This window comes from Arthrobacter sp. A5, from assembly GCF_051131705.1.
Classification (GTDB): domain Bacteria; phylum Actinomycetota; class Actinomycetes; order Actinomycetales; family Micrococcaceae; genus Arthrobacter_M.
Map to the genome: position 1 here is coordinate 1,773,726 of NZ_CP180316.1, position 12,310 is coordinate 1,786,035.

13 protein-coding genes are annotated in these 12,310 nt (G+C 62.9%); 6 read left to right on the top strand and 7 right to left on the bottom strand.

Going from position 1 to position 12,310, the window contains the following annotated elements; all coding sequences use genetic code 11:
- The first annotated feature begins 24 nt into the window (after positions 1-24).
- From ACLLJI_RS08185 to ACLLJI_RS08195, 3 genes are all read left to right on the top strand, one after another.
- Positions 25-612, top strand: a complete 588-nt coding sequence (locus ACLLJI_RS08185; protein ID WP_434620061.1) for a TetR/AcrR family transcriptional regulator — start codon at positions 25-27, stop codon at positions 610-612.
- 450 nt (positions 613-1,062) lie between these two features.
- A complete protein-coding gene (locus ACLLJI_RS08190) occupies positions 1,063-1,527 on the top strand; it encodes an AfsA-related hotdog domain-containing protein (RefSeq protein ID WP_434621361.1) in 465 nt (154 codons plus the stop codon).
- Positions 1,528-1,731: 204 nt separating this feature from the next.
- Positions 1,732-2,115: a hypothetical protein gene (locus ACLLJI_RS08195; RefSeq protein ID WP_434620063.1), complete on the top strand. Its 384-nt coding sequence runs from the start codon at positions 1,732-1,734 to the stop codon at positions 2,113-2,115.
- 158 nt (positions 2,116-2,273) lie between these two features.
- Here the strand turns inward: ACLLJI_RS08195 and ACLLJI_RS08200 are convergent, their stop codons facing one another.
- Positions 2,274-3,743 (bottom strand): MFS transporter, encoded by a 1,470-nt coding sequence (locus ACLLJI_RS08200; protein ID WP_434620066.1) that lies wholly within the window; start codon positions 3,741-3,743, stop codon positions 2,274-2,276.
- A gap of 934 nt (positions 3,744-4,677) precedes the next feature.
- Here ACLLJI_RS08200 and ACLLJI_RS08205 point away from each other — a divergent pair.
- Positions 4,678-5,508, top strand: a complete 831-nt coding sequence (locus ACLLJI_RS08205) for a phosphatase PAP2 family protein (RefSeq protein ID WP_434620069.1) — start codon at positions 4,678-4,680, stop codon at positions 5,506-5,508.
- Here ACLLJI_RS08205 and ACLLJI_RS08210 read toward each other — a convergent pair.
- From ACLLJI_RS08210 to ACLLJI_RS08235, 6 genes are all read right to left on the bottom strand, one after another.
- Positions 5,505-5,741, bottom strand: a complete 237-nt coding sequence (locus ACLLJI_RS08210) for an FAD-dependent oxidoreductase (protein WP_434620072.1) — start codon at positions 5,739-5,741, stop codon at positions 5,505-5,507. The two genes, ACLLJI_RS08205 and ACLLJI_RS08210, sit on opposite strands and share 4 nt — an antisense overlap.
- Positions 5,742-6,050: 309 nt before the next feature.
- Positions 6,051-7,130, bottom strand: a complete 1,080-nt coding sequence (locus ACLLJI_RS08215) for a sodium:calcium antiporter (protein ID WP_434620075.1) — start codon at positions 7,128-7,130, stop codon at positions 6,051-6,053.
- Between the two features lie 20 nt (positions 7,131-7,150).
- A complete protein-coding gene (locus tag ACLLJI_RS08220) occupies positions 7,151-7,312 on the bottom strand; it encodes a hypothetical protein (RefSeq protein WP_283560696.1) in 162 nt (53 codons plus the stop codon).
- Positions 7,313-7,868: 556 nt separating this feature from the next.
- Positions 7,869-8,798, bottom strand: a complete 930-nt coding sequence (locus ACLLJI_RS08225) for an AI-2E family transporter (protein WP_434620079.1) — start codon at positions 8,796-8,798, stop codon at positions 7,869-7,871.
- On the bottom strand, positions 8,786-9,028 hold the full coding sequence (locus ACLLJI_RS08230) for a hypothetical protein (protein ID WP_434620082.1): 243 nt from the start codon (positions 9,026-9,028) through the stop codon (positions 8,786-8,788). The genes ACLLJI_RS08225 and ACLLJI_RS08230 overlap by 13 nt, the downstream gene beginning before the upstream one ends.
- A 140-nt stretch (positions 9,029-9,168) precedes the next feature.
- Positions 9,169-9,516 (bottom strand): VOC family protein, encoded by a 348-nt coding sequence (locus tag ACLLJI_RS08235; RefSeq protein ID WP_434620085.1) that lies wholly within the window; start codon positions 9,514-9,516, stop codon positions 9,169-9,171.
- Between the two features lie 481 nt (positions 9,517-9,997).
- Between ACLLJI_RS08235 and ACLLJI_RS08240 the strand changes: the two genes are divergently transcribed.
- On the top strand, positions 9,998-10,963 hold the full coding sequence (locus ACLLJI_RS08240; protein WP_434620088.1) for a 5'-3' exonuclease: 966 nt from the start codon (positions 9,998-10,000) through the stop codon (positions 10,961-10,963).
- A 259-nt stretch (positions 10,964-11,222) separates the two neighbouring features.
- A complete protein-coding gene (locus ACLLJI_RS08245; protein ID WP_434620091.1) occupies positions 11,223-12,236 on the top strand; it encodes an isopenicillin N synthase family dioxygenase in 1,014 nt (337 codons plus the stop codon).
- The last annotated feature ends 74 nt before the right edge of the window (positions 12,237-12,310 follow it).

Genomic DNA, 12,310 nt, shown 5'->3' on the forward strand with positions numbered 1-12,310 from the left:
TAAAGCGATACACTCTGTAACATTATGGTGCACTCAAGCGGACGTCCACGCCAAGCGCAATTGGATGCGGCGCTCCAAACTGCTGCCGAAGCGCTGATCGTCAGTAAGGGATATGGGGCGATGTCCATTGATGCCGTCGCCGCAGCTGCCGGGACGACGCGTCCTGCGTTTTATCGGCGGTATAGCGGTATTCCGGATTTGGTGCTGTCCCTGATCCTTCAGAAGTTCGGCGTGGACCTGGACTTTAATTCGGGGGAGCTTCGGACGGACCTTGTCAATGTCCAACGTGACCAGGTGGCTCTCTTCAGCGATCCGCTGGTGAGCAACAGCCTGGCGGGGTTTCTGGAGTCGACTCGGCACAACGAGGATCTGGCCTCGATGTTTGTGGGTGGCTTCCTTGGTCCGCGGAGGGCCGCCACCGGAGCCATTCTGCATCGGGCAGCAGACAGAGGGGATATTCCCACCGGTTATGAAATGGACTGGGTCTGCGACCTATTGACCGGTCCGCTTCTGCTGCGCGCCATCATGCCGGGTCTGCCGTCATTGGACGAGGACCTTGTGCAGCACACAGTAGAAACCGCCCTCAGGGCGCTTAGGTACCCAACAGCATAGGTGGACCCACTCATGGAATGGCCGATTCGGATTGATCGGGAGCTCGTTCATAAGCATTCAGCGGAGCAGTCCTTGCTCGCATCGGCACGCCGGGAAGCGTCGGGGGACTGGACCTTTCAGTTCTCCGTCCCACAGCAGCTTCGGGCTGCGGGCGGGCTGCTGCCCAGAACACCGACCACTGTCGGGGCGGAACTGCTTCGCCAGAGCGGCCTTGCCGTCGCCCAGCTGGAGGGCCAGGTTCCAAGTGACTGGTGCTTCCTCCTCCAACATCTGGAATTCAGGTGGCACGGCGCGGGGGAGCTGGTGATGTCTGAACTATCCGAGGGGACACTTCGGATCAAAATTCTCGAGCCGACCTATCGCCGGGGAGTTCTCGCGCGCCTGACGGCGATGGCGGAGTGTGCATTTTCCAACGGTGCCCAGGCCTCGGGAGTCGGAGCGCTTTCCTGTATGCCGCCACAGGCGTACAAGGCCGTTCGCCGGCACGCTCCGGAAGTCGTCAGGACAAGCACGGGACCATTGGGGGCGGTACTACGCTCAGTGACCCGCGACGTGAACACGGTAACCGGCTCGATCGTGTGGAACTGGAATGACCCGTTTATCTTTGACCATTTCTCCGACCACGTTCCCGGAATGCTGTTCGTGGAGGCGGCCTTGGAGTCTCATACACTGCTCACCGGTCAGGAGGACCCGGGTTTCAGGATGGATTACCACCGTTTCGGCGAATTCAATGCGCCCGTCTCGCTGACCGCTTGGGTAAGTGGCGAAGGAACCAGCGTGTTCACCATCAGCCAACTCGGTCATCAGCTGGCAACCGGCTCGTGTTGCGGCGGAGTGGCTAATGGTCATGTCTCGGCTAGTGATTCAACACCCGAGGGCGGTTTTGAGCGTCCGGCCTTGCATCCGAGCTGCTGATAGGACGGTGAGGCACGGATGCGTGCGGAGTGCAGAAAGACGCCCCTTGCGACCATTGACTGTTGGCCCGTAGGAGCATAGCATTACGTTACATAGTGATATGAAATGCAGGGATGGCCTTCGGGCAAGTGATGGACCGGATTGGCCCGGACGGTTTGGGACGTACGAATAGGCCTTGCGTTTTCCCAGCGGCAGGAGAGGGCTATGGAACCGAAGGTGAAAGCACGGATGCAGGCAGGGAAAGCAAAGACGGCTCGGATCGCTGAAGGACGAAGGCTGTCGGTCATAGATGCCAACGCCTGCTCAACCGAGGCACGGACCCGCGGAAACGATTCCGCATCCAATCTGCCCTTCGAACCGCGGCATAAGCAATTGACGGCGGACATCCTTAGCCTGCTTGCCGTGCTGAATGCCAGGTTGACAGGCCAGGTGCGTCTTTGCTCAGAGCAGGCAGGCTGCGAAGACGACAGGCTGGACAACCAGGCTGCCCTGCTCTGGATGCAGACGTCGCTCGACGATATCGCCGCGACGCTGGAAGGCATTTCGCGGGCAACACAAGAACGGTCGACGACGATGGCACGGAGCTGAGCAGGGTCCTCACAAAGGAGGGACTGACAATCCAGGAAGTCAGTCAGCCCAATGCGCGGGTCAGACTCCGGTTCGAGTCCCACCTCGGCCACAATGTAAGCGCAGGTCAGCTCCACATTGGCTTCCTGAGATTCCCAATTCTCGCCAACGCTGCACGGTCACGCTTTGGACCCCTTGGAGGGCTCCTCCTGCGTTTGGGCCGGGGATGTACGGACGGTGGCCCCGCGGTGCACGGCCGGCATCGCTAAAACGGCGACGACGGTAAGCACAGCAGCGATCAGTACGGCCAGGAACACGGCGGCGGAGGCAGCAACGATCGTGTGCGGGTTCGTGTCGCCGTTAGGGGTGCCCGCGTAGATCGCGTTCGCTACTGCGCCGAAGACGGCGACGCCGAGGGCGCTGCCGATCGATCGGGCAAAGAGATTGGTGCCGGTGACCACTCCGCGTTCATTCCATTCGACGCTCGACTGGGCGGCGATGAGAGTCGGAGTCGCAACGAGACCGAGTCCGAGCCCGATGATGAAGCAGCTGCCGGCGACCATCAGGACATTGGGAGCGGAGGCGGTGAGGGCAAGAACAGCGGTGCCAACGACCGAGACCGAGATGCCGATCAGGCCGGTGGTCCGGAATCCGATCCGAAGATAGAGCCGCCCGGATTGGGAGGCACTGATCGGCCAGCCCAGGGTCAGGGCTGCGAGCGCCAGACCGGCCAGGATCGGGGAGGTCGACAGTGCCCCTTCGAGGAAGGTGGGAACGTAGGAGGAGAGGCCGAGCAGAACCGCGCCGACACCGAAGGCGACCAGGGCCGTCGTCGTCAGCAGCCGCCGTGACACAACCCATGGCGGCAGCACAGGCTCGGCCGCCCGCCGTTCGACGAGGAGGAACACGGCGAACACGACGGAGCCGACCGCGAAGACCGCGATGCTGACGGGGGAGTTCCACGCCCACGCCTGGCCGCCCTCCAGAGCCCCAAGGATCATCAGGCTGAGGGAGACGGTGAGTAGGCCGGCACCGAGGTAGTCGACACGGTGCCGGGTGCACTCGATGTTCTCGTGGAATGTCCGGATGATCATCCAGCCGGCCAGCAGGCACAGCGGGACGTTCACCAGGAAGATCCCACGCCAGATCCCTAAGGAAGAGAACACGCCGCCGAGCGTCGGACCGACGACCGAGGAGATCGCCCACACGCTGGCTAGGTAGCCCTGGACCTTAGCGCGCTCTGCCAGCGAATAGATATCGCCGGCGATGGTGATGGCCATCGGCTGGACTGCCCCGGCGCCGAGGCCCTGCAGCACGCGGAACGCGATGAGGGCCGGCATGCTCCAGGCAACTCCGCAGAGGATCGATCCGAGCAGGAAGAGGCCAATGCCGGTAAGGATGATCGGCTTGCGGCCGACTAGGTCGGAGAGCTTCGCGTAGACGGGCACGGAGACTGCCTGCGCCAACAGATAGGCGGAAAAGAGCCACGGGAACGACGAAAACCCGCCGACGTCGTGCACGATCGATGGCACGGCTGTTGCGACGATCGTTGAGTCGATGGCAACGAGCCCGGTCGAGAGCATCAGGGCGATGAGGATGGGCCCGCGTTCAGAGCGGAAACCGATTCCCTGGGCAGTCGTAGTCGTCACATCATCCCGTTTCGGTCGGCGTACAAATGCGCTTCATGGGCAGACCCGCGTGTGGTCTCCCATCAGTAAACCCCGGCTGCCCGCGAATTAGTCCCGAACGCTTACCTCACCTCGCCCCGCCGCCCCGAGAATAGGAGTATAGGAGTTCAGCCGAGGCGGGGAGGTCCTTGGGGACTGCCACGGTTTGGATGCTCCTATTGGTACCATCCGTCACCCGAGTTTAGCTATTCAAGGCTTCTCGACGGTGCGCTACCGGCGCGCCAACCGTCGCGCATGCTTGGATTACGGAGTGGAGCCGATGAAGATATTGGGCCCGACACACGGTGCCGCGAGGGCAGACGGCTTGACGGACCTGGGTATCGGGGATGGCTCGGCATCCTCATTGTCGGACTCGTCTACGGCAGTCAGATAATAAGTCCCATGGTCCAGCCACAACGGATCGGAATCACGGTGGGCCGGACAGGCGACGAAGTGAAGCACGTTCGATGTCAGGTCCGGGGGTCGTGGTTCTCTTCTCCGGGCAAGCCGTGTCGAGAGGGGTATCGTCGGTCCTGGATGTCGTGATGATCGGGGCACTGCTGGCGCTGGCAGTTCTCATTGTTACTCCGGCGCGCCAGTTCCAACAAACCAGCGCCATCCTCAACGCAACGGCAACTGTCGTGGATCCGTGTGACTTAGCCGGCTGACCTTTGGCCGGCGACCAGAGGATGAAGAGTTCGCCGTCAAAGAATCATGGAGACGTTCCGCCGTTCGCTCGGCTATCGCCGCGGCCAGCCTGATGGCAGTGGCCATCGGCCTCATCGCGGGCACAACGCCGATGACAGTGCTGGGACTTGTGGGCGTAACCCCTCATTTCGGTTTCGGGACCTGGCTGGCACAGTACGCTTGCTTACCATAAGGTCGGAAGCCGACGCCGTCGAGATGGGACTTGATAATGGCCTCTAACGAAGTTCAACCACCGACGGACCCGGGGGTGCAGGGGGAACTACGCCACGACCGCTTCGTTGGCGGGCAGGACCTGACCCGGTGGAAGAGCCCGCCCGGCCGCTTCCTGGCGAACCTCGCCCAGCGCGTGGCTGCCCGGCTTGGCCCGAACGCTGCCCTGATCCTCACGTTGGCCATCGGGGCGCTGATAGCGATCATCATGACCGCCGTATTCGCCCAGGTCTACGACTCCGTGACAGAAGCCGACGGCGTCGCAGGTCTCGACCATCCGCTCCTGGCTGCAGCCAAAAGCATCCGCTCGCCGGGCTTCGACATCGTCATGACCGCTTACACCAACGTCGGCGGAACCATCGGAATGCCCATCCTGGGCATGATCGCCACCGTCACCCTCGCCTTGAGGAGACGGTCCTGGACGCCCGTCATCCTGATCCTTACCGCTGCCGCCGGGTCCCTGCTGATGACCATCGCAGGCAAGCCGCTGTTCGGGCGGGCACGCCCTTCCTTGAGCGACGCAATCCCGCCCTATGAGCACTCAGCGGCTTTCCCCAGCGGACATGCCCTGAACTCGTTCGTCATCGCCGGCATCGTCGCGTACCTGATCGTCCTGCGCCAACGAACGCGCCGTGGCCGCGTCCTGACGGTTGCTGTCGCCGCGCTCTTTGCCCTCACAATGGGACTGAGCAGGGTCTACCTCGGCCACCACTGGTTCACCGATGTTCTCTCCGCCTGGGCATTGGGCGCCGCGTGGCTTGCCTTGGTCATTACAGCCCACCGCCTCTACCTGACCATCAGGAAACGCAGAACACCCGACCCTGGTTAAGGCGCGAGGGCCGCGACCTTGCTCTGCTCGATGGCGCTGGTCCGGAGTGGGATCCGGCCGATGCCGCGCGCGGTGGGGAAGGCGGCCACGTCTCCGGCAGCGACGATGTCAGGACGGACTCGGCCGCGGGTATCGACCTCAAGCCGACCGTTGACGAGGAGCCCGCTGGTCGACGGCCAGTTGGTGTTCGGCACGTCGCCCATAGCTGAGAGGCAGCCCGAGGCGATTTCCATGCCATGGCGCCGGCGCCGACCACCACAACCGAACTGGTTGTACGGCCAGTCCAAACCCGACGTTTCCCCCGTTATCGAAACGGATAGTGCGACAGGAGTCCTGGCCGTCCACTGATCGGCGTTGAGCGGGGATTCCGGTGTCTGCTCGCAGCCGCGTTGCCGGCCGGCCGCACTGAACCGGAACCTGTGCCGCCGCCGCCGCCGCCACTGATCGCGAGGAGGGATCAGGATTCGGTGGAGGGTCAAGCCGGCGCCGGCCCCAGGTCTCTTTCTACGTGGCCAGGGCGGGTCTCGGGTTGTTGCGATGGGCTACCCTCCAGCGACGACGAAAAGCCCGGCGATGCCGACAGCGTAAAGCACGAGCACGATCAGGGAGTCGGTTCCCATCCGCGCGATCCGTCGTTGGGGCCGAAAGAGCAGGCCGAGCAGGTAAACCAAGGTGAGGATGATCGCCAGGGCGGTGAGGTAGATGTCTGTGGCCTGGGCTTGGGGGAGGACTGCCTTGCCCGAGATGAGCACGGCCAGCAGGAAAAGAACCGGAAGAAACGCATTGCCTCCGAAGATGTCGCTGACCGCTAGTTTGTAATCACCCTGCCGTACCGAGGCCAAGCCGGTGGAAATCTCCGGTAGGGACGTTGCCAGTGCCAGGACTGTGGCTCCGAATAGGACTCCGGAGAGTCCGATGTGGTCTGCGGCTGCGCTGCCGCTTTGTTCCAGAATCACGCCGGCAATGAGTGTCGCGAGGGCGGCGGCGGCGAAAACTGCGACGGAGGCGCCGGTGCTTTTTGTCTTGCTTGAGTCGTGCTGGGCTTTCGCCTTACTGTGGCCCTTGGGTTCGGGTTGGCTTTCCGGGGCCTCGCCCTGTTCCTGCCATGGAAGGTGTTTTTGCGCGCGTTGGACCAGCAGCAGCCCGACGACCCAAATGGCTGTGATGAGAACGACGTCGGGTGTCAGGCGGGCGATGACAAGCCCCGGTGGCATTTGGCTGCCGGCAATGACGACGCCGAGGATCGCGACGACGGTCACGGCTTCAATGACGAGTGTCAGCGACGCGGCCTTATAGGTCAGTGGGTGTTTTCCTTTGATCCCGAAGACATCCAGCACTACCAGGACGACGGTCTGCAGGGCAATGCCGCCGAGAATATTGCCCACGGCGACTTCGAGGTTTCCGGAGATGGCGGCGCTGATCGTGATCGCGAGCTCGGGAAGGTTCGTTGCTACAGCCAGCAGGATCAGCCCGCCGAGGGCCGAGCCGAGGTGGAAGCGCTGATCCAGGATGTTTGTCTTGTTGGACAGTTGAATGCCTGCGAACCAGATGACCACCGAAGCGCCAAGGAAGATCACGATCAGGAGCCACAGGGGCAAGGACGACATCATGAGTGCACTCAAATTTCCTTCGTCGCCGGCGTTTACCTGACCTGGCTGTTGCACAACCAGTCGGAGTGCGCCTTGGAGTGCGACGACTTGGCCCGGCTCACCAGCCATGAAGCCAGGGACGAGCCAATGGAGGCAAATCCACCCATGTAGGCGTACTCGCTCTTGATGCCCGCGTCGTGAAGCTTCTCAATCATGGACAAAACCTCCGGAAAGTCAAAAGCGTAAGGACACTTAGCTTTGCATATGCGGTGCCGGATTTGAAGCGTTCGCCCCGTTTTTTCCGGCTCCGGAGATCGACGACGCGGCTGTCGGGCGACGCCGTTGTGCCGCCGAGTTTGGTCGGTGTGGCCTTCGATTCGTGAGATGCGTCGCTTGCAGGGGCGGATGCTCCAGATTCCGATGGTCAGCCAGAAAAATGCGGAGGCCAGGAGAAGGTCACGACCCTGGAGTACCCGGAGGTTGTGGAGGCCCCAATACTGATGATGGCCAAAGCCATACCGCCCTCGCCGCTGCCACGGCCGCCCAGCTTTCGGCGACCCTGGCCGCTTCTTGGCCTCGATTGATTGTCGTCGTCAAGCGGCCGTGGACCGGTTCAAGTATTCAGTGACTGAATGACCGGGTCAACAAAGCCGTCCTCCAGGAAATGCCTGAGGGTCGGGTAGCTGGCGGCGCCCAGCTCCGGGAGCAACCAGGTGGTCATTCTGCGGCCTCCTCTGTGGCTGTGTTACTTAACTGGGTTAGTCCATCGTTTCAAATGGCTGTTCCCTCCGCGTTGGAACCGATAGGGTGCGGACCGGGAACCTCCTGGCCGGGATCATCCCGACCGGACCAGGTCTTAATGACCGTCCAGCCGACCGCTGTCAGCGGGACGGCCAGCAAGGCGCCCAGGACTCCGGCGAGCATGGCTCCCGCGGCGAGGGCCAGCAGGATCACCAGACCATGTATGTGGAGAACCTTGCCCATCAGGACCGGCTGAAGTATGTGGTGCTCGAATTGATTCGCCCCGATCAAAACGGTCAAAACGATCAGCGCGGACACTGGCCCGTTCGATACCAGGGCGACGAGGACGGCAAGGCTTCCGGCCGCGGTCGCACCGATGATGGGGATGAATCCTCCAATGAAGACGAACACGGCCAACGGCAGGGCCAGGGGAACCTGAAGGATGGCCAGGGCGATGCCGACGATCAACCCGTCGATGGCCGCAATGATTGCGGTACCCCGTACATACCCGCCCAGTACGATGGCACTGTGTTCGGCAGCGATGTGGGCCTTGGCTTCGTGCTGTTCTGGAAGAAACCCGAACAAAAAGGCGCGGATCTTCGCGCCGTCCTTGAGGAAGAAGAACAGTATGACGGCCATCAGGACCGTACCGGCCGCGGTTTCTGCCGCAACCCGCAGCCCCGAGAGTGCTTCGGTGCCGAATGAGCCGCTGGTGAAGAACTTTTGGATCTGGTCGCGGCCGGAGTTGATTTGGGCATCGCTGAGCGGAAAGGGGCCAGCGTTCAAGGAGGCGTGGAGTTGATCAATGCCAGCCACTGCTCGGGTGGCGAGTTCCTTCGATTGGTGCCGGATAAGGTCGACGACGCCGGTGACGACCGCGCCGAAGACCGCCAGAATGGCCACGAGTGACGTGGCGACGGCCAGTGCGCGCGGCCAGCGTTTAGCGGTCAGCCAACGCACGAGGGGGATATGGCGGAGGCGAGAATGAGGGCGATCAGAACAGGAGTGAGGACCAGCGGGACCCGCGTCGCCGCCCATACGATCACCCCGACCAGAGCGGTGACCAGAAGCACCTGCACCGATCGGATGCTGGCCCTGCCGAGGTTATCGGCCCAAATTGCCGTTTCTCCTGCGCGGAATTTTGACGCCGAAGCATCCGGTGCTCCGGAGGCATCTTCAGGTCCAGACATGATCGTTCCTCCAGCTGAAAGTAGAGCCGCTCATTCGTCGCTATGGGCAATTCATATCATGGCCATCCGATCAATCCGCTGATTTTGCCGGCAAGCCCGGTGCCGTGCGATCGTTGCGACTTCTGCAGACGTTTTTGGGTTTAGTCCGATGGTTTAGGCCGCCATACGCCGAAGCGGTTGCCCTGCGGGTCTAGGAGGTGCGCGAACTCGATGGCGCCGTTGTCGACGAACGGGACAGCGACGCTCGCGCCGAGGGACTCGGCTCGGGCGATTGCGGCCTTGACGTCGTCGACCTGCACATAGAAAATCGCCCAGGAAGCTGCGCCCATCGACGTGGTGTCCCACAGCCCTCCCTTATCGCCGTTGACCATGCGGTAGCCGACCGGCGAGGGCTCACCGAAGGTCCAGTCGAATAATGAGCCGTAGAATTTTTGGGCGGTATCCGGGTTAGCCGAGCCGACCTCGAAGTAGTTCACAATGGCGGCCATCGCCGTCTCCTTTCCGTTGCGGCCACACGGGAGCGAGTCAGCCGTGTGACTTGGTCAACCGGTGCTTTGCGCATCGATTGTGGAGATATTAAACCGAGGTCGCCTTCCTCTACAAGTAGGACCGTCGGCTACAAGTAGGACCGTCGAACAATATCGATGGGCGCTTCGGCAATGCCTGACCTGGTTCCCGAGTCCGCGCCCCGGCGCGTGTGCCGAGCGGCATGGCGTCGTCGGCCAGGGCTACGGTTTCCGCTGGCGGTGCACGGGGAGGCGCTCGCGCGCGCTGCCCACCGCAGCCAGAGGAGCGTCCGCCGGGGCCACGGCCGGTTCACGTCCCAATTCGCAAAATGGATCTTGCGCCCGGCAATCATCTACAGCGTTTTTTCGAATGTCACAGGACAGAGGGAGTAATTTTTCGCGGATCCGGTCGTATCGACATCGGCCGGGTTGCAGGACACGATTACGACGACGGCGGTCATCGATGAGGCTTGAAGCTGGCCGTGCCATGATCGGTGATGTGACCGGACGATTGATGCTTCTCGACACCGCTTCGCTGTACTTCCGCGCCTTCCATGGGCTGCCCGACACCATTCGCGCCCCCGACGGTTCGCCCGTCAACGCTGTTCGCGGGCTGCTGGACATCATTGCCCGGCTGGTCACCGACTTCGAGCCGAGCGAACTGGTCGCCTGTTGGGATGACAATTGGCGCCCGCACTGGCGTGTTGCGCTGATTCCCGGTTACAAGTCACACCGCGTCGCCGAACTGGTGCCCAGCGGCAATGACGTGGAGGAGACGCCGGAACTCCTCGTCCCGCAGCTCCCGATCATCCGGGAGCTGCTCGGCGCACTCGGCATACCGATCATCGGCGCGGACGACAATGAGGCCGACGACGTGATCGGCACGCTCGCGACCCGAGCGCAGCTTCCTGTCGACATCGTCACAGGTGACCGCGACCTGTTCCAGCTCGTCGACGACGAGTCCGGTGTCCGCGTGATCTACACGGCCCGCGGGATGAGCAAGCTCGAGTTCGTCACCGACTCCGTCGTCGTGTCGAAGTACGGGGTCCTTCCGGGCCAGTATGCAGACTTCGCTGTCATGCGCGGAGACCCCTCCGACGGGCTCCCCGGAGTTCCCGGCATCGGGGAGAAGACGGCCGCCGGCCTGCTGGCGCAGTTCGGCGGTCTCGGAGGGATCATCGAAGCTGCTCAGGATCAGGCGACGCCACTGTCGGCGTCGGTGCGATCGAAGGTCATCGCTTCCTCGGCCTACCTTAAGGTGGCACCCCGTGTCGTCGAAGTCGTGCGCGACCTCGATCTCGGTGAGGTAGATGCACGTATCCATCCGCTTGATGCCGATCGTCTCAACGCGCTGCACATGCTGTCCGAGAAGTGGGGCCTCGGACGCTCGCTCGACCGCGCTTTACGCGCGCTCGGCGCAACGGACTGAGCCGGCCGCTCCTTCTGCCGACCGAGGACTTCTGTCAGACCGGGGGCCGTGCTGCCGTGACGTAGCCGAGTGCATCCACCGAGCAGGCCTTGCTGGCCCGGTTGGGCGGCCCGACGCCGGAAGCAGCTTTCCGGCAGTAGGAGGACACGTTCAGATGTCATATTTCGACACGTAAATGTATCTCGGCGGAGCCCGGGCCGTAACATTACAGCAGATACAGGTTCTCGCTTGCCAAGTTCGCTGAAAAGGACTAAGGACGTTGCCACTCGAAACATTGCCCGTACTCGACTTCTCCCGATTGAATGCGGGACCGGAGGAGGCGTCCCGGTTTCGTGACGAACTGCGCAACGCCATGCACGAGGTCGGATTCCTTTACCTGGCCGGCCATGGCATCCCGCAGGAGCTCACGGACGCGATCCTGGACGTATCCCGGCGCTTCTTCGAGCTGGCCGACGAACAGAAGCTCGCGGTCGAGAATGTCCACAGTCCACAGTTCCGGGGCTACACCCGGGTCGGCGGCGAGCTCACGGACGGTGCAGTCGACTGGCGCGAGCAGATCGACATCGGCGTCGAGCGGGATGCGGTGGAACCGGGCCCGGGCGTCGCTGACTATTGGCGCCTCGAGGGGCCCAACCTGTGGCCGGATGCGCTGCCCGAGATGCGGGAAATTGTCTCGGAGTGGACGGAGCGGCTGAGCATCATCTCACTGACTCTCCTGCGCGCCCTGGCGGTGTCCCTCGGAGCGCCCGAGGACACCTTCGACGAGGCATTCGCCGCACGGGCTTTCCCCCTGCTCAAGATTGTGCGGTATCCGGGGGAGTCCGACCCGGAACCCCAGCAGGGTGTCGGCTCCCACCGCGACGGCGGTGTGCTGACGCTCCTGTTGGTGGAGCCCGGGAAGGGCGGCCTCCAGGTCGAGTACCGGGGGCAGTGGATCGACGCACCACAGGTGCCTGGAACATTCGTGGTTAACATCGGCGAGATGCTCGAGCTGGCCACTAACGGCTACCTGAAGGCGACCCTGCACCGCGTGATCTCGCCGCTTCGCGGCACCGACAGGGTCTCCCTTCCGTTCTTCTACAATCCGGCGCTGGACGCGACAATGCCGCAGCTCGCGGTGAGCCCGGAGTTTCAAGCCAGGGCCCGCGGCCTGTCGGTTGACCCGACGAACAGCCCGATTCTGGAGACCTACGGGGATAACGCCCTTCGCTACCGGTTGCGGGCCCACCCGAACGTTGTCGCCGTGCACCACGAAGACCTGCAGAAAGGCTGACGGCGCCCGTTCCAACAACAGCCGAGCCCAGGAGTGGAATGCCTGCCGAAGCTGAGCAACGGGACGCAGGCCGC